This is a genomic window from Thermomonospora echinospora, assembly GCF_900108175.1.
Lineage (GTDB): Bacteria > Actinomycetota > Actinomycetes > Streptosporangiales > Streptosporangiaceae > Thermomonospora > Thermomonospora echinospora.
The window spans coordinates 68,719-90,957 of the sequence record NZ_FNVO01000024.1; the positions used below are offsets into that span (position 1 = coordinate 68,719).

General features: G+C 71.6%; 19 protein-coding genes and 1 pseudogene. 6 read left to right on the plus strand and 14 right to left on the minus strand.

Annotated elements, in window-relative coordinates:
- Nucleotides 1–36: 36 nt before the first annotated feature.
- The 14 genes from C4U03_RS33825 to C4U03_RS33890 form a co-directional block, all read right to left on the minus strand.
- Complete coding sequence (locus tag C4U03_RS33825) at nt 37–711, minus strand: NUDIX hydrolase (protein WP_103943878.1); 675 nt, start codon at nt 709–711, stop codon at nt 37–39.
- Between the two features lie 103 nt (nt 712–814).
- On the minus strand, nt 815–1,537 hold the full coding sequence (locus C4U03_RS33830; RefSeq protein WP_103943879.1) for a hypothetical protein: 723 nt from the start codon (nt 1,535–1,537) through the stop codon (nt 815–817).
- 113 nt (nt 1,538–1,650) lie between these two features.
- A complete protein-coding gene (locus tag C4U03_RS33835) occupies nt 1,651–2,331 on the minus strand; it encodes a lysophospholipid acyltransferase family protein (protein ID WP_103943880.1) in 681 nt (226 codons plus the stop codon).
- 232 nt (nt 2,332–2,563) lie between these two features.
- A complete protein-coding gene (locus C4U03_RS33840) occupies nt 2,564–3,391 on the minus strand; it encodes a glutamate ABC transporter substrate-binding protein (protein ID WP_103943881.1) in 828 nt (275 codons plus the stop codon).
- 24 nt (nt 3,392–3,415) lie between these two features.
- Nucleotides 3,416–4,939 (minus strand): hypothetical protein, encoded by a 1,524-nt coding sequence (locus C4U03_RS33845; protein WP_235018310.1) that lies wholly within the window; start codon nt 4,937–4,939, stop codon nt 3,416–3,418.
- A 7-nt stretch (nt 4,940–4,946) separates the two neighbouring features.
- The gene (locus tag C4U03_RS33850; protein WP_103943882.1) at nt 4,947–5,738 is read right to left on the minus strand and encodes an FHA domain-containing protein; all 792 of its coding nucleotides are present in this window, start codon (nt 5,736–5,738) and stop codon (nt 4,947–4,949) included.
- A 4-nt stretch (nt 5,739–5,742) separates the two neighbouring features.
- Nucleotides 5,743–7,047 carry a vWA domain-containing protein gene (locus C4U03_RS33855; RefSeq protein ID WP_103943883.1) on the minus strand — a complete coding sequence of 435 codons (1,305 nt, stop codon included), beginning with the start codon at nt 7,045–7,047 and terminating at the stop codon, nt 5,743–5,745.
- 5 nt (nt 7,048–7,052) lie between these two features.
- A complete protein-coding gene (locus tag C4U03_RS33860) occupies nt 7,053–8,159 on the minus strand; it encodes a PP2C family serine/threonine-protein phosphatase (protein ID WP_103943912.1) in 1,107 nt (368 codons plus the stop codon).
- A 47-nt stretch (nt 8,160–8,206) separates the two neighbouring features.
- Nucleotides 8,207–10,270 (minus strand): tetratricopeptide repeat protein, encoded by a 2,064-nt coding sequence (locus tag C4U03_RS33865; protein WP_456119810.1) that lies wholly within the window; start codon nt 10,268–10,270, stop codon nt 8,207–8,209.
- A gap of 617 nt (nt 10,271–10,887) precedes the next feature.
- Entirely contained in the window at nt 10,888–12,090 is a 1,203-nt protein-coding gene (locus tag C4U03_RS33870; protein ID WP_235018311.1) for a hypothetical protein, read from the minus strand.
- A gap of 184 nt (nt 12,091–12,274) precedes the next feature.
- Nucleotides 12,275–13,918 carry a S1 family peptidase gene (locus tag C4U03_RS33875; RefSeq protein WP_103943885.1) on the minus strand — a complete coding sequence of 548 codons (1,644 nt, stop codon included), beginning with the start codon at nt 13,916–13,918 and terminating at the stop codon, nt 12,275–12,277.
- Nucleotides 13,919–14,290: 372 nt separating this feature from the next.
- Nucleotides 14,291–14,923, minus strand: coding sequence for a LysE family translocator (locus C4U03_RS33880; RefSeq protein ID WP_103943886.1), 633 nt, complete (start codon nt 14,921–14,923; stop codon nt 14,291–14,293).
- A gap of 252 nt (nt 14,924–15,175) precedes the next feature.
- The gene (locus tag C4U03_RS33885; protein WP_103943887.1) at nt 15,176–16,327 is read right to left on the minus strand and encodes an acyl-CoA dehydrogenase family protein; all 1,152 of its coding nucleotides are present in this window, start codon (nt 16,325–16,327) and stop codon (nt 15,176–15,178) included.
- Nucleotides 16,328–16,651: 324 nt separating this feature from the next.
- Complete coding sequence (locus C4U03_RS33890) at nt 16,652–17,125, minus strand: carboxymuconolactone decarboxylase family protein (RefSeq protein WP_103943914.1); 474 nt, start codon at nt 17,123–17,125, stop codon at nt 16,652–16,654.
- Between the two features lie 344 nt (nt 17,126–17,469).
- Between C4U03_RS33890 and C4U03_RS42685 the strand changes: the two genes are divergently transcribed.
- From C4U03_RS42685 to C4U03_RS42210, 6 genes and pseudogenes are all read left to right on the plus strand, one after another.
- Nucleotides 17,470–18,174, plus strand: coding sequence for a DUF4829 domain-containing protein (locus C4U03_RS42685; RefSeq protein ID WP_268817568.1), 705 nt, complete (start codon nt 17,470–17,472; stop codon nt 18,172–18,174).
- 351 nt (nt 18,175–18,525) lie between these two features.
- Complete coding sequence (locus C4U03_RS33900; protein WP_103943889.1) at nt 18,526–19,365, plus strand: aldo/keto reductase; 840 nt, start codon at nt 18,526–18,528, stop codon at nt 19,363–19,365.
- Nucleotides 19,366–20,056: 691 nt separating this feature from the next.
- A complete protein-coding gene (locus tag C4U03_RS33905) occupies nt 20,057–20,620 on the plus strand; it encodes a dihydrofolate reductase family protein (protein WP_103943890.1) in 564 nt (187 codons plus the stop codon).
- Between the two features lie 567 nt (nt 20,621–21,187).
- The gene (locus tag C4U03_RS33910; RefSeq protein WP_103943891.1) at nt 21,188–21,418 is read left to right on the plus strand and encodes a site-specific integrase; all 231 of its coding nucleotides are present in this window, start codon (nt 21,188–21,190) and stop codon (nt 21,416–21,418) included.
- Nucleotides 21,419–21,453: 35 nt separating this feature from the next.
- Nucleotides 21,454–21,753: pseudogene (locus tag C4U03_RS43075) on the plus strand (hypothetical protein); the annotation flags it as partial.
- A gap of 22 nt (nt 21,754–21,775) precedes the next feature.
- The gene (locus C4U03_RS42210) at nt 21,776–21,925 is read left to right on the plus strand and encodes a hypothetical protein (protein WP_146087615.1); all 150 of its coding nucleotides are present in this window, start codon (nt 21,776–21,778) and stop codon (nt 21,923–21,925) included.
- Nucleotides 21,926–22,239 lie beyond the last annotated feature (314 nt).

The following is a 22,239-nucleotide window of genomic DNA, read 5'->3' on the forward strand; positions in this document are numbered from 1 at the left end:
AGGAACCCGCACGTACGGAGAAGCAGGGGCGACCGGTCAGGGGCGCGGCCGCAGCATGGGCGGGCGCAGCTGCTCGGCGTCCCCGCGCCGGTACAGCTGGGCCGGGCGTCCGCCGTCGCGGGTGGTGGTGCGCCCGGTGGGGATCAGGAAGCGGTCGGCGCCGGTGACCTTGCGGTGGAAGTTGCGCGGGTCCAGCGGGGTGCCCCAGACGATCTCGTAGACCCGGCGCAGCTCGGCCACGGTGAACTCCGGCGGGCAGAACGCGGCGGCCAGCGAGGTGTACTCCAGCTTGGCGCGGGCCCGCTCGATCCCGTCCCGCAGGATCCGCCGGTGGTCGAAGGCGGCGCGGTCGCGGTCGACGAGGTCGTCCACGGGCGTCCACAGCACCTGCGCCCGGCTGGAGGCGGGCAGGTCGGGCGCCAGCCCCAGATAGGCGACGCTGACCACCCGCTGGCGCGGGTCGCGGTCCGGATACCCGTAGGTCGCCAGCTGCTCCAGGTGGATCCGCACGTCGGCCAGCCCGGCCCGCTCGGCCATCAGCCGGAACGCGGCGACCGGCAGGTCCTCGTCCAGGTGGACGAACCCGCCGGGCAGCGACCAGCACCCGTGGTAGGGCGGCCGGTCGCGCCGCCACGTCAGCGCGCACAGCCGCTGCTCGCGGACGGTCAGCACGACGAGGTCCACCGAGACGGCGACCCTGGGCACGGTCATGCTCTGAACGTTATCGGCCCCGATCGCCTGTGGGGTCCCGCTTGCGGGAGCCGGCCCCGCAAGCCCGCCGCGGGGTGCCGGGACCGTTCCCCGGGCCGGCCCGTCAGGGCAGGATGCGCTCGGCGTGGTCATGGGCCTGGCGGGCGAGCTGCTCGGCCTGGGCCCGGGTGACGGTGGGCCCGAACAGCGCGATCGTGGCCATGTAGCCCTGCCCGCGCAGCACCACGTACCAGGTCTTGACGGCGCTCTTGCCGCTGGTGGTGGCCACCCCGACGATGCGCGAGCCCTGCCCGACGTTGCCCGGGCCGGCCTCCACCACCTCGTGCTTGGACCACCGGTCGCCGATCTTGATGCGGAACGTCTTGCACTCGGCCGGCATCCGCACCTGCACGTGCTGCTGGGCGACCGAGGGCGGCACCGCCATGAGGGCGACCGACGCCGACTGGCCCCTGCCCTTGCCGAAGATGGCGACGGAGGCCGGCACGGTGCGCAGTCCCGTGTCGGAGGTGGTGCCGGCCCCGGTGATCCGCGAACACTCGGGCTTGTCGTAGGTGACCCGCTGCTGGAGCTGGTTGAAGTTCTGGATGCTCTTCAGCGAGCCGTACTCGCCGGCCTCCGGCTCACCGGTCCGCCGGTAGCCCAGCAGTTCGGTGGGCAGCGCCTGACGGAGCTGGTCGGAGGTGTAGCCGGTCCCGGCGGGGGCCACCCGGTCACCGGTCTGCCGGGCCTTGGTGTCCCCACCGTCCCCGCCGCCGCACCCGGTGGCCAGTACGGCGGCGGAGACCACGATGGGAAAGAGGACATTGACGCTGCGTGACGAAGCCATGCCCGCGACCCTACTCGCGCCCCTGGGGCGACACGCCAGTAACGACACGCCGTGACCTCGCCCTGGTGAACGGGCGGATCCGGCGATCCGGGCCTTACCTCCGGCCGGCGGGCTCAGGAGGCGTCGGCGGTCTCGTTGTAGACCCCGGCGTAGTCCTGGCCGGACAGTTTCTGGATGGTCTCGACGATCTCGTCGGTGATGATGCGGCGGGCCTTGGCCGGCGGCAGGTCGCGATAGTGGGAGAAGTCCATGACCGGGCCGATCCGGACGGTCGGGCGGGGCCTGCCGGGCCAGCACACCCGCGGCAGCGAGGCGCCCACCGGCTGGAGGGTCTCGGTGTTCTGCAGGCCGACCGGCAGCACCCGGGCGCCGGAGGCCAGCACCAGCCAGCCGGTGCCGGTGCGGCCCCGGTACAGCCGTCCGTCCCGGGAGCGGGTGCCCTCCGGGTAGATGGCGAAGGCCCCGGCGTTGTCGAGCACCCCCTTGGCCTGCTCCAGCGCGCCCATCGCGGCCCGCTGCGCGCCCCGCTGGATCGGCATGTGCCCCAGCGTGGTCAGGAACCAGCGGACGAACCGGCCCTTGAGGCCCGTCTGCTCGAAGTACTCGGCCTTGGCGATGTAGGTCACCGGCCGGGGGATCACCAGCGGGATGACGAAGCTGTCGATGAACGACAGGTGATTGCTGGCGATGATCAGCGGCCCGTAGGCCGGCACGTTGTCCAGTCCCTCCACCCGTGGCCGAAATAGCACGCGCAGGATCGGAGCCACCACGCGTGACATGAACGTGTAGAACACCCAGCCTCCCGAATTCCGCACGGCCACTGTAACGCCCCATCCGAACAGGGCCCGAACCCGCATCGCCGGGAATGACCGCTCACAGCTCAACGGCAGGATGAAGGGGATATCTCACACGCCGGCGGTCGAACTGGGAGCAGATCGGAAAAATCATCTGTAATACTGGACGGTAAGTCCAGTGTTTCCCCATTCCTACCGCCGGGTAAGCGATTTTCGTCACCCGGTACAGGGCTCAGCCGCACCCTTCGAACTGCGGCACGCTGTTCGTCGTCCGCAGTCCGGTGCGGCCGAACCACTTGCCCAGCAGGCGTCCCGCGGTGCCGTCCTGATACATCTGCGTCAGCGCGGTGTTGACCGCCTCGCAGCCGTCGATGTCGCCCTTGGGCAGGCCCACCCCGTACTTCTCGTCCGAGATCGGGGCGTTGACGATCCGCACCGCCTCGCCGCGCTGGGCGGCGAACCCGGCCAGGATCAGGTCGTCGGTGGACACCGCGTCCAGCCCGCCTCCGGCCAGCCGGTTGACGCAGTCGCTGTAGGAGGAGGTCTCCACCAACTGCGCCTCGATCCGCCGCTCCTCGGTGACCCGCCGCCAGGAGTTGGAGCCGGTCACCTTGCACAGCCTGCGGCCGCGCAGGTCGCGCACGTTCCGGATGGCGGCGTCGCCGGCCCGCACCAGGGTGTCCTGGTGCGCGACGTAGTACGGCCCCGCGAAAGTCACCTTGGTCTTGCGGCTGGCGGTGATCGAGTAGGTGGCCACGATCATGTCCACCCGGCCCTCCTGCAGCACCTTCTCCCGCACGCTGGAGGGCGTCTCGGTGAACCTGACGTCCGCGCCGGCGAACCCCAGCTTGCCGGCCACGTACCGGGCCACGTCCACGTCGAAGCCCTCGAACGCGCCGTCCGGCCGCCGCAGGCCCAGCCCCGGCTGGTCGGCCTTCACCCCGATCGTCAGGGTCTCCTTGTCCAGGATCGACCCGCCGTCGCCGGTGCCGCAGCCGGCGAGCGTGGTGGCCGCCACGGCGGCGGCCGTGAGGCAGGCGGCGGTACGGGACGAACGCATGCTCGCAACCTCCGGTGGTACGGCTCAGCGGTACTCGGCCAGGCGGGGCCGGACGCCGACGAGGATTCCGATGACGATGGCGACGCACGCGCCGGGCAGGATCACGTTCCAGCCCCGCAGCCCCTGGTCGCCCTCCTTGATGGCGCCGTCGAACGTGGCGCGGTGCTGACGGGCCAGCTTCACCAGCGCCGCGTCGTACCGCTCGAACTCGCGCGCGTTCAGATGCCGGGCGAGCGCCTGCCCGCGCCGGCCGGCGGCCACCTGCTCGCGGACGTCGCGGTCCTGTTGCTGGAACGCGCGGTAGCCCGCCAGCACCTCGGCCACGGCACGCGCCTCCTGGCTGCCGGGCTCGGCCTGCCGGGCCTGGTCGCCGAAGAAGCCCAGGAACGTGACCTCCGACCCGCCCTCCGGCTTGAACTGCTCCACGGCGGGGCCGAGGTTGACGTAGTAGTCGCCCAGGCTCTTGGTCCGCTCCGCGTCGAGGTAGAGGATCGCCTGCGACTTGTCGAAGTAGACCTGCTCGTAGGTGTCGGCCCGGACCGGGTCGAGCAGGTAGCGGCTCTCGTCGGCGTAGGCGCTGTTGCTGATGGCCCGCGTACGCGACAGCGCCAGCACCGAGTCGAACCCGTCCTCCTTGGCGGTCTCCAGCCGCCCGGCCAGCGACCCCAGCAGCCCGGCCGCCGCCACCACCAGCGCCAGCGTGCCCAGCGTGGCCAGCGCCAGCGCCGGGTTGAGCAGCCGCCGGAACCGCCGCGCCAGGTACACCTGGACGGCCACCAGCGCCACGATCACCAGCGCCCCGGCCGCCAGCGTCCACAGCCGCCCGGCCAGCACCGCCGAGTGCCTGGTCTCGTACGTCTTGCGGACGATCGAACCGCTCTCCAACGTCAGGTTGTAGGCCTGCGGCAGCAGTTCCAGCTTCATCAAGTCGGTCGCCTGCCGGTACAGCGCCTGCACCGGGGGCGACGGCGGACCGGCCGCGTGCCCCTGCTGCTGGTCGAGCTGCATCGCCTGCCCGGCCAGCCGCTCGTAGCGGCCCAGGCCGTCCAGCACGGCGCGCACCGTGCGCTGCTCGGTCGGGTCGTCCCCGGCGAGCTGGGCGGCCTGCAGCAGCGCCTGGTTGGCCTCGGTGCGGCGCTGCTCGTACAGCCGCAGCGAGGCGTCCCGGCCGCGCCCGAGGCCGTGGTCGCGGCCCAGCAGCAGGACGTTGGCGACCTGCGCGTCCATGTCGTTGAGCGCGAAGAACAGGTCCCCGGTGGCCACGACCTGGGGACCGGCGTCGTGCCCGATGGTGTCCAGCCCAGTGCGGGCGTTGCCCACCCCCCAGTTGGCCACGCCGAACAGCACCCCGACCGTGACCACCGCGGCCAGCGCCAGCGCGCGGACGCGGGCCGGGACGGTACGCAGGTGGACGCGGCGTCTGATCCGCTTGAGCGTGCCGGGCCGCCGGGCCGGGACGGACGCCTCGGGAACGGGCCGGCCGGCGGGACCGGCAGGCGTGGGAAGCGGGCCGCCCTGCCCCACCGGATGCTGCACCGTAGTACTCACGGCGACCTCAATCCTTCCGCAGCGTGATGGTCGTCCACGCGCCCACGTGGATGCGGTCTCCGTCGTGCACCGGGACCTCCACGTTGAACTCGATCGGATCGGCCGACCCATTGAGCGTGGTGCCGTTGGTGGAGCCGGGATCGACCAGCACCCAGGTGCCGTCCGGCCGGGCCAGCAGCACCGCGTGGACGTGCGACACCCCCGGGTCCTCCGGAGGGGCGCTGAGGTCGATCTCCGGGGTGAAGCCGCGCGAGGCGCTGCGCCGGCCGATCCGCACCTGCGGGCCGACCAGCATGTAGCGGCGCTCCGGCGCGTACGGGGGGAACGACAGCGACCCGGCGTCGGGCCCCAGCTCGGCCAGCACGGTCTCGAAATACGCCCGGTCCGCCGCCACCACCGCCGACCAGCCCCCGGGCCCCGCCACTGGACGCGGCACCGGCTGCCCGGCCGGCTGCCGCCGTGAGGGCGTCGAGGCGGCCGGCGCGCCCACCGGCATCTGCAGCGTCGGGCTGGTGACCAGCGGGCCGCCGGGCCGGTTGCCGGTCTCGAAGTCGTACCCGCAGGTCTCGCAGAACCGGCCGGTGCGCGGCGTGTCGTCGACCGGGCACGGCTCGTCCGGCGATCCGGGCGGCTGGCCCGCCCCGGTGGAGGCTCCGGCCGCCCCGCCCGCGGCCGGAGGGTGGCCGCCCGTGGTCCGGGCGGCGGGCGGCGGTGTCGGCGCCGCCCCGGTCATCAGCCCGCCGCAGACGTCGCAGTAGTCGTCCGCGGCGGACGGATGGCCGTTCGGACAGGTCGGCATGGCGTCAGCCTCCGTCCTTGCGGGTGCGTACCGTTTTCGTGGACCGGGTGTCCAGCGACATCTCGTCGGCCTTGTCGACGTCCTTCTTCAGCCGAACGGTGCCGGTGACCGGGTCGATGACGTCCACCACCTTGTCCAGCAGCCCCGCGATCTGCTGGTTGCCGGCCTGCCGGGCCAGCACCACCGCGCGGCCCAGCCGGGCGGTGGCGGTGTCCAGGTCACCCTCCCGCCGGGCCGCCAGGCCCTCCTGGATGGCCTCGGCCAGCTCCGCCTGCCCCGTGTAGCCGGCCACCCGGGCGTTGATCTGGGTGGACCTGGCCTCGTCGTCGGTCCACTCGGCCAGCACGTTGCCGCTGGCCAGCACCTGCTCACCGCCCGCGCCGTCGGGGGCGACCAGCTTTACCCAGGCGGCCCGCATCTGTCGGCCCACCTCGCCCGGCGGGACCTGCACGCACAGGTGGTAGTCGCGGACCTCATCGCCCCACGCCCCGGTCGGGTAGTCGCCGGACTGCGGCCCCGACTCGGTGCGCTTGTCGGTCAGGTCCGCAAGGCTCGGCGACACCTGCTTGACGAACTTCAGCACCCCGTGCTGCGGCGTCCACACCCGCAGCGCCACGTCCGCCACCGACTTGCCCATGGCGTTCTCGGTCATGGCCCGGAAGTCGGCCTCCAGGTCGCGCGGGTCGGCCACGATGTCCACGCTGCCCAGCAGGGTCGAGGCGATCTTGCGGAGCTCGCCCACCTCCCAGTCGGTGCCGACCCCCCGGCAGTCGCACACGAAGCCGCCGTTGACCTCGGCCAGGGCAACGTCGAGCTCCGCGTCGGTCTCGTGCTGGTTCTTGCCGTCGGTCAGCAGGATCGCGTGCCGTACCCCGCCGCCGCCCTGCGCGGCCATCATCTTGCCGGCCATCCGCAGCCAGGAGCCGATCGCGGTGCCGCCGGCGGCCTCCAGGCGGCCGATCTCCCGTTTGGCCTCCTCCTTGGTGCGCGCGTCGGCCACCGCCATGGTCTCCCCCTTGGGATAGACCGGGCGGGCGAAGTTGAACCCGGCCACCACGGCGAAGTGCACGCCGTCGCGCAGCGCGTCCACCGCCGCCTTGGCCGCCCGCTTGGCCTCGGCCATCTTGCCGCCGAACGACATGGAGCCGGAGGTGTCGATGATGATCACCTCGGCGGCCGGGTCGCCGGGCGCGCCGCCGACCGGGCCCACGCCCGAGCCGCTCGCCTCGACGGTCACGATGGCGTGCACCTCGCGGCCGCCCTCGGGCAGGTACCGGTTCTGGTCGACCTTGACGGTGAACTCGGGCATCTCGATCAGCTCCTCGCCTCGCCGTGCGGGACACGGTCCGCCGCCTCCGCCCGGGACGGCGGGAACGGGATCAGCACCACCGTGATGTTGTCGTGGCCGCCCGCCTCCAGTGCCGTCCGCACCAGCGTCCGGACGATCTCCAGCGGCGGCCGGCGGGGGTCGCGCGCACGGGCGGTGTGCACGGCCTCGGCCAGTTCGGCGGCCTCCGGCAGGTAGTTCCACAGGCCGTCGCTGCACAGCAGCACCGCGCCGGACCCGCCGGGCTCGAACGTCTCGGCGCGCGGCCTGATCGCACCGGCGTCGGCGCCCAGCCAGGCGGTGACCGTGTGGGCGCGGCGGTCGGCGTGCGCCTCGGCGGGGGTCATCAGGCCCAGCTCCACCATCCGCGCCGCCCACGAGTCGTCCACGGTCAGCGCGGCGGACGGGCGGGCGCCGTCGCCCCCGGAGATCCAGTAGGCGCGGCTGTCGCCGGTCCAGCCGACGGTGACGGCGGTGTCGTCCACCACGGCCGACACGTAGGTGCAGGCGGGCGCGTCGTGCGGGGAGTCGGCCAGCGCGGCGACCGCCTTGCCCGCCCGCGCCAGCGCCGCCCGGGTGGCCTCCCGCGGGTCGGCCCCGGCGGTGAGCTGGGCGGTGAGCATGGCCGCCCCGGTCTCGGCGGCGACCCGGGAAGCGTCCTCGGGGCGAGGCGCGGAGGAGACCCCGTCGCACACCACCGCGACCACCTTCCCGCAGGCCGAGGCCACCGCCATGGCGTCCTCGTTGCGGCTGTGCCGCAGCCCCCGGTCGCTGACCCCCACGGCGGCGGCCGTCTCGATCTCCACATGCTCACGCCCGCTGGGCTGACGCAGCCCGCACTGCTCGCAGTAGCCGTCCGCGCTGATGTCCGTCCCGCCGCACTCCGCGCACGGCGCGGCGGCCGGCCGCGACTGCGGCGCGGGCGGTGGGCCGGGCGGCGGCGTCCGGAGAGCGGGGGCGGGCGGCACCGGGACGGGCTGGAACGAGGGCGGGGCGGCGCCGCGCAGGGGCCGGCCGCAGGCCTCGCAGAAGTCGTCGTCCGCGTGGACGGGCTCGGCGCAGGCCGGGCAGCGGGGGGCCGCCGAAGGTTCCATGTCGTCGTTGCCTCCCCATCGGTCCGGCCGGTGGTCGTCCGTCGTACTCACCACAGCGTCCGGGGGCGGACCGCGTTGGCCCGGTTCACCAGGCGGTGCCTGGCCCGCGGGTCGTCCGACAGCCGGGCCAGTCCCCGGTAGGTCTCCTCCAGCCTGCGCCGCAGCGCGCTCTCCGACAGCGGCACGTCCAGCACGTCTGGCTGTCCCTGGCCGTTCGGCGACCGGTACGCCAGCGCCCAGCGCAGCGCGGCCTCCAGCACCTCGGCGGTGAACCGGCCGGACCGTTCGGCGTCCAGCCGCAGGCCCTGCAACCGCCGCCCGGCCCCCGCCAGCTCCATCGGGGACAGCTCGGCCGGCTGCCGGCCGCGCACGGCGGCCGACACGGCGGCCAGCTGGGCCGCCACATGGTGGCTGGAGATCCGCGGCACCGAGTCCAGCACCCGGACGGCGTTGACCCGGTCCCCCATGGCCATCCGCACGCGCGCCGCCCCGAACGCCGCGCTGACGTACGCCGGGTCGGTGCGCGCCACCATGTCGTAGTAAAAGGACGCCGCCGGCAGGTTGCCGGCGCACTCGTGGGCGAACGCCAGTGCCAGCTTGGGCGACATCTCCCCCGGCATCAGGTCGTAGAGGTCGTCGAAGATCGCCACGGCCTCGGCGCAGTCCCCGGCGGCCAGCGCCGACAGCCCCCGGTACCAGTCGAGCCGCCAGTCGTCGGGGTGCGTCACCTCCAGCTCGGTCAGCAGCGCGCCCGCCTCCTCCAGGCTGCCGAGCTCGACGCGTACCCGCACCAGCATCAGGCTGACCTCGGGGGAGGACGTCGGCGCCGAGGTCAGCGCCGCCTCCAGGTCGGCGGGGTCGCGGGCGGTCAGCCCGGCCAGGAACCCGGCGGCCGGGTCCGTGGCGCTCACCTGCGGCACCGGCAGGGCCGCGGCGGCGGCGCGCACGTTCAGCGGGGGCAGCACGGGGCGGTGGGCCTCCTCGCCGTCCTCCTCGTCCGCGCCGACGGCGATGTCGGTGCCCGCTGTGTACTGCTCGGGGCCGAACAGGGTGGACGGCGCCGGGCGGGGCCGGCCGTCCTCGGCGGCGAGCACCTCCCGCAGCACCCCGGTGAGCTGCTCGGCCATCTCCGCCGCGTCCTGGAACCTGGCGTCCGGATCGGCGTGGGTGGCCCGGCACAGGAACCGGTAGTACGACTCGTGCCGCATCAGCAGCGGCACCTGCTCACGCGGCGGCAGGCTGCCCGCGTACCTGCCGGTGTAGCCCCGGAACGGGAAGCTCAGCACGGCCAGCGCCCGGCCCACCGTGTACAGGTCGGAGGTGACCGACGGGCCATCGGTGGCGATCTCCGGGGCCTGGTAGCCGACCGTGCCGAAGATCGGGCTGTCCTCGTCGTCGATCCGCCGCACCCCGCCGAGGTCGATCAGCTTGAGCTGCTCCTCGGACTGGATGGCGTTGTCGGGCTTGAAGTCGCAGTACAGCAGGCCCCTGCTGTGCAGGTAGCCCATCGCGCGCAGCACCTCCAGCCCGTAGGCGATCACCTGTGGGAGCGGCAGCGCGGTCTCCTCGCCGTGCTCCCTGCGCAGCCGGGACAGGATGTCCTTGAGCGACTGCCCGCCGACGTACTCCATGACGATGTAGCCGACGAGCTCGCCAGTGCCCGGATCGGGGTGCTGGACGAAGTTGTAGATCTTGACGATGTTGGGGTGGTCGACCTGCGCCAGGTAGGCGCGCTCGGCGGCGGCGGCCTGCATGGCGTCGGCGTCCCCGGAGTCCAGCAGGCCCTTGAGCACCCGCCAGCTGTCGCTGACGTTCTTGTCGCGGGCCAGGTAGATCCAGCCCAGTCCGCCGTGCGCCAGGCAGCCCAGCACCTCATACTGGCCGCCGACCAGTTCGCCGGGCTGCAGCTTCGGGGTGAAGGAGAAGGCGTGCCCGCACTTGCGGCAGTAGCCCTCGGTGCGGCCCGGCCGCCCGTCGCGGCCCCGCCCGACCGGCTCGCCGTCCACGCTGCAGAAGCGCCGGTGCTCGGGCACCTCGGGGTTGCGCATGATGGCCGTGGCCGGGTCGCGGTACGGAACGGACGGCACCTCGACCAGGCCCGCGCCGAGCATCCCCCGGCGGGACGAGCCGGTGGCCCCGCTCTTCCCGCCGGTCCGCGCGCTGCGCCCGGAGGCGGTGCGCCCGGACGCGGTACGCCCCGACCCGGACCCTCGGGTGCCGGCCGTGCCCGCCGTCCCGCCCGTACGACCGCCGGACGTCCCGGAACCCGCCGCCGCACCGGAGGACGGCAGGGGAGGGGGAACGCTCGGAGGGTACGAGCCGCCGGGGTATCCGGGGCCGAAGGGCCCTCCTCCCGCACCGGGCGGCTGCCCGGCACCGGCTCCCTGGCCGAAACCAGATCCCTGACCGAGGCCGGACTCCTGGCCGAAACCAGATCCTTGGCCGGAACCCTGGCCGAAGCCGGAACCTTGGCCGGGACCGGAACCCTGACCTGGGCCGGAACCTTGGCCGAAGCCGGGACCCTGGCCGGAACCGGATCCCGGATAGAAACCGGGGCTCTGACCGGCGGAGCCCTGACCGGGGCCGGTGGGGCCGGGAGCGGGTGGGGGCATCTGGTCCGGGGCCGGTGCGGATCCCTGCGCGGGGGCGGGCTCCGGGGCCAGGCCGTCGACGTTGCAGAAGCCGTCCTCGATGTAACCCGGGCAGCCCGGCCGGGTGCACTTTTCCATCAGTCCGTCCCCGTTTCGAGGGATCTGAGCACTCGCTGGTACTGGGCCAGCACGACGGTGGATCGCTGGAGGTCGCAGGGGGCCGTCCAGAGGAGTTCGCGGGCCTGTTCCTGCAGCCGGGTCAGCTCGTCGTGCTCGGCGAAGCCCAGCCGCGCCGCCTTGACCCGGTAGGCGTCCAGCCGTCCGCGCAGCTCGTCCCGGCGTTCCAGCAGCCCGCCGATGAGGCGGCGGCTGCGCTCGGCCTGCTCCAGTGCGGCGGCCACGGCGCCTTCCAGGGCGGCGACCCGGCCGGCCAGTTCCGGCCAGCGGCCCGCGTCGCGCAGCCCGGCCAGCGCCGCCAGCCGCTCGCGCAGCACGGGGGTGGGGTCGGCGGGCTCGTCCACCCCCGGCGAGGCGATCTTGACCTGGACGGTGCGGTAGGCGTCCCGCGCCTGCGCCAGCACCTCGCCGAGCCGGGTCAGCGCGGACTCGATCCCGCCGACCCGCCGGTCGTACTCCTCGCGCACCCGGACCGCCTCGACCAGCACGTCACGGACCTTGGCCAGGTCCGCGCGCACCGCGTCCAGCCGCGCGGTGTCGGCCCGGCCATCCCGGACCAGCGCCAGCGGATCGGTCCGCACCAGCTGCCCGGCGGCGGCCAGCTCGCGGCCGATCCGGTCCAGCTCGGCGTCCCGGCCGGCCGCCAGGGAGCGGGCGAGCCGGGCGGCCTCCCGCCACTCCTCCTCCGCCGCGTCCAGCGGGCCGAGCAGCGTCTCCCAGGCGGCGTCGACGGCGGAGATCAGGCCGATGGCCTCGTCGTAGGCGGCGGTCATCCGCCCGACGGCCTCGGCCAGCGTGAGACGTTCGCTGGTCGGCCCGAGCAGCGTGCGCCGCTCCAGCGGGACCTCGTCGAGCGGAAGCTCCACTGACGGGCCCGACAGCAGCGCGGTCAGCTCCCGCAGCGTCGCCTCGCCGGGCCGTGTCTGCCGGTCGCGCACCTGCCCGGCCTCGTCAAGGATCCGCTGGTAGGCGTCGAACAGCCGCCACAGCAGGGTCAGCCGTGCCGTGACGTCATCCCAGCGGCGGCGGGTCGGCCCGGCCAGCCGGGCGCCCTTGAGCAGCCGGTAGCCGTGGTGGTTCTCCAGGTCGAGCAGGTTGGCGGAGATCCGGTCGCGGTCCTCGCGCAGCGTCTTGAGGGCGTGGTCGACCGCCTCACGGCTCATGGGCGTCGCATCCCTGTCGCTCACTGCCGCTCCGCGTCGTCCCGTCGCCTCTATTACGCCTCCACCATGGGACGCCTCGACCATCGCCATCGTTCAGCCTGACGTCTATATTGCCGATCATTTGTGACCGGTGACACCGTTCCCGGCAAGTGATCGTCTACCGCCCGGCCGGCTGTCGGCCCGTTCAGCTCGGCGGGGTCAGCGGGCCCGCAGGCCCGGCCGGCGGGCGAGGCGGATCCTCGGGAGGCGGGCCGTACCGCGGTGGATCCGGGTGAGGCCCCATCGGAGGGCGCAGCGGAGGTCCCTGGGGCGGGGGCGGCATGCCGCCCTGTCCGGGCGGGAACGGGCCGGGCGGCGGACCCGTCGACCCCATTGGGCTCATCGGGCCCATCGGGAACGGGCCGCCGGGCCAGCCGGCCGGGGCCAGGCGAGCCCTGCGGCGCCTGCGGGTCAGCACAACCGTCCCGGTGACGAGCCCCGCGACCAGCAGCAGCGCCACCGCGCCGCCACCGCCGATGGCCACCTTCGTGCTCGTCGGCAGCGGCGTCTCGTCCTTGCCCGCCGTGATGGCGGCCTGCGAGTCGGAGATGTACTTGCCGACGTACGGGTGGCCGGGGGCGAGGTTCTGCACCTCGCGGAACTTCGGCAACGCCTTCTTGTAGTGGTGCTTGTAGTACAGGTCCAGCGCCGTGTTGTACGCGACGCTGGTCGGCGAGACCACCGGCTGCACGTTCCGCTCGTTCAGCTTCTCGGCGACCACGCTCACCGGCAGCACCAGTTGCTCGTTCTGCGCGCTGCCACCCTCCCCGTCGCCGAGCGTCGCGATCAGGATGCCGACGACCTTCCCCGAGTCGCCGATCACCGGCCCGCCGGAGTTGCCCCCGTACGCCGGGGCCTGGGTCTGGAAGTACGGCACGCCCTGCTGGGTGGTGCGCTGCGCGTTGATGGGCCCCTGGGTGAACGCCGGCTGCAGCCTGCTGCCGGGGCTCAGCGACTCCTCGTTGGTGACCGTTCCGGGGAAGCCGTCGATGTACAGCGAGCTGCCCACGTGGACGTCGGAGTCGGCGCCCAGCTCCAGGGTCGGCAGGTTCCGCTGCCCGGCGACCTTGAGGATCGCCACGTCCTTGCCGGGGTAGTTCTCGCCCTTGGCCAGCACCTCGGCGGGCAGCGACCGGGCGGTGTCGACCCCGCCGCCGGGCTGGGAGAGCTGGACGGTGGTGACATTCTCCAGGTCGCGCAGCTTCAGGTGCTCGGTGTTGAACTTGGTGAGCAGCTCGGAGGTCTTGCGCTTGAGCTCGTCGTCGGCGTCGACGCCCTTCAGGATGGCCTTGGCGATCCGCTCGTCGTCGGCGCCGAGGTCCTCCTGGGCCTGCTTGGCGAACGCCGCCGCCGTGACCTTGGTGTCCGGCGCCACGCAGTGCGCCGCGGTGACCATGTGGCCGTCGGGCGTCACCCACCAGCCGGTGCACAGCGCGGTGGACTGCGCCTCGACCACCCGGTCAGGCCCGGACGGCTTCAGGTACTTGCCGACGTCGCCGAGCATCCGAGTGATCGCGGTCTTGACCATGCTGCGCTCGTCGCTGGGGATGCGGCCGTCCACCGCGTCCTCGGCCACGTCGCGCAGCAGCGACTCCAGGTTGCCCTGTTTGAACGACGGGTAGGGCACCACGACCTCGGCCGAGATCCGGGTGGTCAGCAGTTGCACGGCCGGATGGGTCCTGGCGGCCAGCCTGGTCGCCGGCGGCACGTCGTCGTCGGCCCGGACCGGCCCCGGCACGGCCGCGACCATCATCCCTGCTGTGAGCAGCACCCCGATCGGCCTACGCATCGCCGCTCCAGACCCGTACCTGCCCCGACTGACCCTTCGGCCTGCGGGCCGAAGGGCGGGCCAGGCGGCCCCGCTCCGCCGTGGTCACCCAAACCCTCTGAAATCGAGTATCGGCGGGTCACGCGGCGCTGTCACCGCCGGTGTCGTGCGCCCTGTTTCCTGACCTGCAAACATGCGACTTCAGGCCGGAATCGGTCAGCCGGCCTTACCGCGGGATCCGTTCCTTGCTTCCGGGGGGACTTGCGGAACGCGGCGTTGAGCGCCGGGCCGGCCCGCGAATCCATTGCCGGGCCACGGCGTTCCCCGCGAAATCCGGCCTCGATCCAGGATGAAGGCAGAAACCGCCGATCGGCCGCCCGCTGCGGTCAGGTGTCATCGCTGGGCGGCGAGCTTGACCCCCAGCCCGATGAAGATGCCGCCCGTCGCGGTGTCGATCCGGCGGCGGGCGGCCTGCCGGCGGCGCAGCCAGCCGCCGATCCGCCCGGCGAGCACGCCGACCGTGCCGTCGACGAGGAACTCCAGCGCGATCAGGATGGCCCCGAGGATCGCGAACTGCAGCCACACCCGTCCCAGCTCCGGATTCACGAACTGGGGCAGGAAGGCGATCGTGAAGGTGACCATCTTGGGGTTCAGCAGGTTGGTCAGCACACCGTTGAGGTACGCCCGACGCCCCGACATGCCCGTCCCCGCGACCGTCCCCTCGTCCTGAACGTCGTTACGGTGACGGATCATCTGCACGCCGAGGTAGATCAGATAGGCGGCCCCGACGATCCGCACCACGGTGAAGGCGGTCGGCGCGGCCTCGAACAGCGCCGCCAGCCCCACGGCGGCCACGGCGATGTGCACAGCCTCACTCGTGGCGACCCCGGCCGTCGCAAGCAGCCCGGCCCGCGGGCCACCCCGCATCCCGCACCCCAGAACGAACACCATGTCCGGCCCCGGGGTGACCATGGCGATCACCGAGGTGACGGCAAAGGCGACGAGCAGCTGTTGATCAACAGGCATCCCCCATGGTGACATGCCGATGATCCACCGGACAGGGAATAAACGGCTCGTTCCCCTATCGTCCGGGACCAGGGGATTTGCCGTTCAGCAGGGTCCGGATCGCGTTGGCCGGCCTGGCCGCTCGCTGGGCGGGGTTCGCCGGCCGGACCGGCCGGTGCGATGGCCGCCGTGCGCCGGCACGGGCGCACGGCGGTGATGTCACCGCCGCCGGGGGCCGCCGGTGCGGACGGCGACCCCTGGCGGCGGCCGTGCTCAGACTCCGATCGACTTGGCGATGATGGTCTTGAGTACCTCGCTGGTGCCGCCGTAGATCCGAGAGACGCGAGCGTCGGTGTACAGGCGGGCGATCGGGTACTCCAGGATGTAGCCGTAGCCGCCGTGCAGCTGCAGGCACTTGTCGACGACCCGGGCCTGCACCTCGGTGCAGAACAGCTTGGCCATGGCGGCGTCGGCCGGGGTGAGCTCGCCGGCGTCCAGGGCCTCGATCGCGCGGTCCACCATCGAGCGGGCCGCCTCCACCTCGGTCGCGCACTCGGCGAGCACGAACTTGGTGTTCTGGAACGAGGCCACCGGCTTACCGAAGACGGTGCGCTCCTGCACGTACCTCTTGGCGAACTCGACGGCGGCCGCGGCCGAGGCGTACGAGGTCATCGCGATGCCCAGGCGCTCCTCGGCCAGGTTGTGGGTCAGGTACTCGAACCCGCGCCCCTCCTCGCCGAGCAGGTCCGCCACCGGGACGCGCACGTCGCTGAACGACAGCTCGGCGGTGTCGGAGCTGCGCAGCCCGATCTTCTCCAGCTTGCGCCCCACCGAGTAGCCCTCGCTCTTGGTGTCCACGACCAGGATCGACAGGCCCGCGCGCCGGTTCTCCGGGGTCGGCGGGGAGGTGCGCGCCACCACCAGCACCCGGTCGGCCAGCACGCCGCCGGTGATGAACGTCTTGGCGCCGTTCAGGATGTAGTGGTCGCCGTCGCGCTTGGCGGTGGTCTGCATGCCCGCCAGGTCCGACCCGGTGCCCGGCTCGGTCATCGCGATCGCCGTCATCATCTCGCCGGAGACGAACGGCGGCAGCCAGCGCTTCTTCTGCTCCTCGTTGCCGTACTTGAGCAGGTAGGGCAGCACCAGGTTGACATGCACGCCGTAGCCGCCCAGGCTCACCCCGGCACGGGCGCACTCCTCGGAGATCACCGCCTGGTACTTGAAGCTGGTCTCGCCCGCGCCGCCGTACTCCTCGGGCACCTGGATGCCGAGCACGCCCAGCTCACCGAGCTTGTAGTAGAACTCGCGCGGCGGGTGCCCGGCGGCCTCCCACTCCGCGTAGACCGGGGCGACCTCGGCCTCGATGAAGTCCCGGATCGTCTCCCGGAACGCCTCATGGTCCTCATTGAACAGGGTCCGGCGCACGACGCGCTCCCTTCGTACGGCTGGTGCAGGGGCGGCCGGCGGGACACCGACCTCTACTCGAACGAAATTCTAGAACATTATTTTAAGGCCGGATCCTGGTGCCCGCCGCAGTCCCTCAGGTCCGGCAGGGGTAAGCCGTCATGGTGCGGCCGTCTGACGCCGCGGCCCTGACGGCTCCCTACCGGACGCCGATGTGGCGGGCTCGTCCTCGCGCTGCCCGATGTGGCGCATCCCTCCCTCGGCTCCGCAGTACTCCGCAGCAGACGCGTCAGGCCGGGTCGGGCTGCCCTCGCCCGACCCGGCCTGATCCGGGATCCGCTTTACTTACCCCCACTGCCCCGGCTGGTAGTCGCCCGCAGGCTGCTGGATGATGACGTTTATCCGGTTGAAGGCGTTGATGAGGGCGATGAGGGACACCAGGGCCGCGAGCTGCTCATCGTCGTAGTGCTTGGCCGCGTTCGCCCAGACCTCGTCGCTGACACCACCGGCGGCGTCGGCGAGGCGGGTGCCCTGCTCGGCAAGCTCCAGCGCGGCCCGCTCCGCCTCGGTGAAGACCTTCGCCTCCCGCCAAGCCGCGACCATGTTGAGCCGGACGGCGGTCTCCCCGGCGTGCGCGGCGTCCTTGGTGTGCATGTCGAGGCAGAAGCCGCAGCCGTTGATCTGGCTGGCCCGGATCTTCACCAGCTCCTGGGTCGCCATCGGCAGCGTCGAGTTCGCCAGGACCTTGTTCATCGAGACGAGGTGCTTGAGGGCCTTCCCCGCGACGTCACTACCGATGTAGTCGAGCCGAGCTTCCATGACGATCTCCTTGCCGTTGGACGGTTCCACCTCGTTGACGAGACAGACCGCCCGGATGTGACACAGCGCCCCGACGTGACACACCTCACCCCTGCGAGCACGAGCCGAGCACCGGAACCACCAACGAACTCGACACCAACCGCAGGCACCGCCGACACACCCGGTCACCAAAAAGGCCGACCCCGTGATCGGAACCGGCCTGCCCACGCAGGAAAAGGCCAGGGCCAAGTCCGGAAGATCACGTCCCTGCCCTGCGCCTTCACAGCGGGGCGAGTAACGAAAGTCGAGGAAGGCCGCCGGCCCGTCTGGCGTCGTTCCTCCAGGGAGCGGGCCGGGGCGTGAAAATGGAGTTCCCCGTTGGAAGAACGGACTTCGCGCCCTGGCCTGGCCTGCTCGGCTCGGCTCGGCTCGTCCAAGGACGAAGGACGTCGAAGGATGGAAAGACCAGATTTACATCTTCACCACCGGCAGCCAGAAGGTATGTGCCCCCGGCTTCCCGGAGCCGGAGTGCCTCCGCCGGAAACGAACTCAGCGGTCCTATAAGTTACGACGCAACATGCGAAGGAGATCATGTGGAGCCTGGCCTAGGCGGCGTTCGTATACCATTGCTCGTTCTGCTCGCTGGAGTCGCCCTGGTCACCGGTTGCGGGAGTGAGGGCCCGAAGTCGCGGGTCGGTATTCCTCCGGTCGGCGCATCGCCGCAGGAGGTCGTCACGGCGTACGTGGCGGCGATCAACGCGCACGACAAGGAGGCGGGGCGCAGGCTGTCGACCCCGCACTTCGCCCAGCAGCAGGAGGGCGGCGAGGACGATCAGTTCAGGAACATCGTGGAGATCTCTCATTTGCAGGTCCAGACTCCCCTCTCAAACGGTGGCCATGAGTCGGCGGACGGCAAGCGCTACCAGGACGCCGTGTACGTCCCCGTGACGTTCATCCTCAAGCAGCGCGAAGTCGTGTCGATGCCGAACGGTCACACAGCCTGGGGATACATCCTGGTCCGCACCGGCGCGGACCAGCCCTGGCGGATCAACGACCACGGAGTCGGCTGATCACTGCGGCGGCGTAGTCCCGATGACCGCCGTCAGCCACGCGACCAGGCGGGCGGTACGAGGCGCACCAGGCGGCGGCGTAAGCACCGCCGCCCCTTGACCAGGCCAAGGCACCGGCCACCGTTTCGAGATCACGGTCACGCTCGCGCCGGCGTACGGGCTACGGCGCGGCGAGGTACTGGACCTGCACTGCTCGGGACGCCTGCACCACCCGGCTCATGCACGCGGTGAAGCGGCTCAAGAACCGCGGCAAGACCGGCAACCGCAAGACCCGACTCCTGATCCCATGACGAAAGCGGCGATCTTGGGTCGGAATGACCGTTACCGTGGCGACAAGGGAGAGACCGACACATGACATCCGACAGCTTCCGTATCGGGGGCGATATCACCGTGCGCCGGCTCGGGTTCGGGGCCATGCAGCTGCCGACCGAACCCGACGAAGCCCGCAAGGCCTCCATCGCGGTGGCCCGGCGCGCCGTCGAGCTGGGCGTCACGCTGATCGACACCGCATACCTCTACGGGTGGGGCGCGAACGAGGAACTCCTCGTCGAGGCGCTGTATCCCTATCCGGACGAGGTGCTCATCACCACGAAGGTGGGAGTCGTACCGCCGGACCCGCCGCGCGAGGCAGCTCTGTGCGGGCGCCCGGAGGTCCTGCGGGATCAGGTCGAGCGGGCCCTGCGCCGGCTGCGGGTCGACCGGCTCGACCTGCTCCAGCTACACCGTATCGACCCGGAGGTACCGCTGGCCGACCAGGTGGGGACGCTGGGCGAGCTGCAGGCCGAAGGCAAGATCGGCCATATCGGGCTGTCGGAGGTCACCGTCGCCGAGCTCGACCAGGCACGGCAGATCATCGATGTCGCCAGCGTGCAGAACCGCTATAACGTGCTCGACCGCGAGCACGATGCGGTGCTTGAGGCCTGCGCCGCGGCGGGGATCGCCTTCCTGCCCTGGAGGCCTGTCCTCCCCGCGGCCGCCGAGCCCCCAGGGGAGATCGCCACCGTGGCGGCCGAGCTCGGTGCCACCGCGGCTCAGGTCGCACTCGCCTGGCTGCTCGACCGTTCGCCGGTCGTACTGCCGATCCCGGGCACCGCCTCGATCGAACACCTGGAGGAGAACGTCGCCGCAGCAAGCCTGCGGCTGAGCGACGACCAGCGGAGCCGTCTGAACGCCACCCGGCCACGCGTGTGATCGGCGCCCCGGAGCCATCAAGGCGGCGCACCGCCCCGGCGCATCGGGCGTACCAAAGGCAACTGCATCAGGCGGCGGAGCCCCAGAGACGCGCACGATCAGCCTGACGGCCAAGACGGCCCAACGCCGCCTGCGGCCCGGAGATCCCGATCCGGTGGTGTGGCCGTACTCCGCCGCTGTACGGGCAACGGCAGAGGCCCCTCGCGGTGCTCGCGAGGGGCCTCTGACCTGTGGCGCAGCCGAAGGGATTCGAACCCCTGACCTTCTGATCCGTAGATCCCCAAACGATCACCGAACCCGTTCGGATCAGTCCGCACGCTGGGCCGCCGACCTGCCGCCTGTCCGGACTCGTTCACGCGAGTTCAAGATCACCCGCCCGCGTGGCTCCCACCCTGGCTCCCAGGATCCACGCTCCAGCGGCTTTCAAGAGCGCTGATGATCTCGGGCAGGCTAGTGCACTGACCTCGATGGGTGTCTGTCGTGACCCGGATGGGTCGGTCCGCCATCCCGCGTATGTCCCGTGTGCCGTCACGAGGGCCGTGCCATCACGAACCAAGGTGTACGGGACGAGCGGCTTGGAAGTCTTGAGCGAGGGTCAGGAGCCGGTCCGTATGAACAGAGTGCGCACCGATCAGTTTCCTCCGCTCGACCGGTCTAGTCTTCGAGACCGACTGACGGAAGGCATGGCGCTATGCGGAAACTGATCTACGGCATGAACCTGACCCTGGACGGCTACATTTCCGCGCCCGGCGACGACCTCGGCTGGAGCGAGCCCAGCGATGAGCTGTTCCAGTGGTGGCTCGATCAGGAGCGGGTGATCAGCCTGTTTCTGTATGGGCGCCGACTGTGGGAGAACATGAGCGCCTACTGGCCGACCGGCGACCAGCAGCCGGGCGCCACCCCGGCGCAGATCGAGTTCGCGCGGAACTGGCGGGACACACCGAAGGTGGTGTTCTCCTCAACGATCGACAAGGTCGACTGGAACACTCGCCTGGTCACCGGCGACGCGATCGCCGAGATCACCCGGCTCAAGGCCGAGGACGGCGGGCCGATGAGGGTCGGTGGCGCAACGCTCGCCGGGGCGGTCATGCGGGCCGGGCTGATCGACGAGTACGAGATCGTCACCCATCCGGCCCTCGTGGGCGGCGGCACACCGTTCTTCACTGCGCTGGAAAGCTGGGTGAACCTGAACCTGGTGGAGACGCGGACGTTCCCCGGCGGCGTGGTCTTGACCAGGTATGAGACAAGGCGCTGAGCGCGATTCCTTCGCGAGGGGCTTGTCTGAGGGAACGGCAGTACGCCCCGGAGCAAGGTCGAGCTGTTCGCTGCGATGAGGTGTGACTTGCGCTAGCGCACCTCAGCCCCGAGCTTCCCGTCCGCCATCGTCCCGTGCTCTGCACTACCAGGGCGGGGCCAGGGTGCCGAGGTGGAGCGTCCCACCGGACGAACGACCTTGGTGCCCTGGCCCTGGTCCGGTAGATCTCCGATCGGGACGGCGGCGGACGGGAAGCTCCCCACCTCAGACCTCGTCCGCCTCGACGGTGCGGGGGAGAGTCTTCCCGGAGTCGGAGGCCCCCGCCGGAGGCATGTTCGAACCTGATCCCTTTGGCGTGCTCCAGCTCGGCGGCGACGCGTACTCCATGGCGACCGTGAGCCGGGCGGCTGGGCGTGGGCGGTGGCTTTCGCGCGGCCGCCTTCGGCCCGCCAGGGTGGGACCGGCGCCCACGCCGCACGCCCGCCCCGGCGACGCCGGGCGGACGGTGCGGAGGCGCGAAGCGCCGCCGCCCTTGATCGGTGGCTGACGGACAACCTTCCCGGCTCGGTGGCCGAATCGACCGAAGACGACTACAACGACACGGTACGGCTGCACCTGGCTCCCGCGCTTTCGGCAGCGCCTCACGTAGTGGCCAAGGAAGGACGGACGCTCACGCTCGACCAGGCCAAGACGCTGCTTGCCGAGGTGGCCGGCCACCGCTTCGAGGTCGCGATCATGATCGCGCCGGCGTACGGGCTGCGGCGCGGTGAGGTGCTGGCCTGCACTGGTCAGCGCTGAACCGGGACGCCGGAACGATCCGGCTGACGCACGCGGTGAAGCGGATCAAGAACCGCGACAAGACCAGCGCCCGCAAGACCCGGCTTGTGATCAGTGAGCTGAAGACGCCCAAGTCACGGCGGACGCTCGTCCTCACGCCGCAGATCCTCGGCAAGCTCCGGCGTCTGCACGCCCAGCAGGCCAAAGCGAAGATCGCCATGGGCGAGCTGTGGCGGGAGCACGGGCTGATCTTCGCCACCGAGGTCGGGACTCCGATGGACCCGGACAACTTCTCCCACACCTTCTCCAAGCTGACCAAGCGTGCCAGGCTCGGCCACTGGCACCCGCACGAGCTACGGCACTCGGGGGGCCTCGCTCATGCTCGCCCAGGGCACGCCGCTGCACGTGGTGTCGGAAATCCTCGGCCATGCGAGCATCGCCATCACCAAGGATGTTTACGGACACCTGATGGTGGACGACAAGCGCGCGGCGGCCGAGTCGATGACCAACGCTCTCTTTGGGACCTGACCGACCGGTGGCTCCCAACGTGGCTCCCACCGCCAACGCAAAGGCCCCCCGCGATGCTCGCGAGGGGCCTTTGACCTGGTGCGCCGCCGAAGGGATTCGAACCCCTAACCTTCTGATCCGTAGCAAGATCAGCAATGTCCAGGGATGTCCGCACTCGTCCACTGAGCTGGTGTCGAGCCGCTGCGCCGTCCAGCCCTATCCACGGCTGTCCAGGACCGTTGTTAGCACTGGGGTTAGCAAGATCCACGCCCATGATGCGAACCGGCCGCGTCACCTACCGATACCTCTTCGTCCCGAACTATCGGCGATCATTG

What these genes read in the sequence shown, in the direction of transcription:
- C4U03_RS33825 (WP_103943878.1), bottom strand. Translation starts at nt 711, where the DNA reads ATGACCGTGCCCAGGGTCGCCGTCTCGGTGGACCTCGTCGTGCTGACC.
- C4U03_RS33830 (WP_103943879.1), bottom strand. Translation starts at nt 1,537, where the DNA reads ATGGCTTCGTCACGCAGCGTCAATGTCCTCTTTCCCATCGTGGTCTCC.
- C4U03_RS33840 (WP_103943881.1), bottom strand. Translation starts at nt 3,391, where the DNA reads ATGCGTTCGTCCCGTACCGCCGCCTGCCTCACGGCCGCCGCCGTGGCG.
- C4U03_RS33850 (WP_103943882.1), bottom strand. Translation starts at nt 5,738, where the DNA reads ATGCCGACCTGTCCGAACGGCCATCCGTCCGCCGCGGACGACTACTGC.
- C4U03_RS33855 (WP_103943883.1), bottom strand. Translation starts at nt 7,047, where the DNA reads ATGCCCGAGTTCACCGTCAAGGTCGACCAGAACCGGTACCTGCCCGAG.
- C4U03_RS33860 (WP_103943912.1), bottom strand. Translation starts at nt 8,159, where the DNA reads ATGGAACCTTCGGCGGCCCCCCGCTGCCCGGCCTGCGCCGAGCCCGTC.
- C4U03_RS33865 (WP_456119810.1), bottom strand. Translation starts at nt 10,270, where the DNA reads ATGCTCGGCGCGGGCCTGGTCGAGGTGCCGTCCGTTCCGTACCGCGAC.
- C4U03_RS33870 (WP_235018311.1), bottom strand. Translation starts at nt 12,090, where the DNA reads ATGAGCCGTGAGGCGGTCGACCACGCCCTCAAGACGCTGCGCGAGGAC.
- C4U03_RS33875 (WP_103943885.1), bottom strand. Translation starts at nt 13,918, where the DNA reads ATGCGTAGGCCGATCGGGGTGCTGCTCACAGCAGGGATGATGGTCGCG.
- C4U03_RS33880 (WP_103943886.1), bottom strand. Translation starts at nt 14,923, where the DNA reads ATGCCTGTTGATCAACAGCTGCTCGTCGCCTTTGCCGTCACCTCGGTG.
- C4U03_RS33890 (WP_103943914.1), bottom strand. Translation starts at nt 17,125, where the DNA reads ATGGAAGCTCGGCTCGACTACATCGGTAGTGACGTCGCGGGGAAGGCC.
- C4U03_RS42685 (WP_268817568.1), top strand. Translation starts at nt 17,470, where the DNA reads ATGGAGTTCCCCGTTGGAAGAACGGACTTCGCGCCCTGGCCTGGCCTG.
- C4U03_RS33900 (WP_103943889.1), top strand. Translation starts at nt 18,526, where the DNA reads ATGACATCCGACAGCTTCCGTATCGGGGGCGATATCACCGTGCGCCGG.
- C4U03_RS33905 (WP_103943890.1), top strand. Translation starts at nt 20,057, where the DNA reads ATGCGGAAACTGATCTACGGCATGAACCTGACCCTGGACGGCTACATT.
- C4U03_RS42210 (WP_146087615.1), top strand. Translation starts at nt 21,776, where the DNA reads ATGCTCGCCCAGGGCACGCCGCTGCACGTGGTGTCGGAAATCCTCGGC.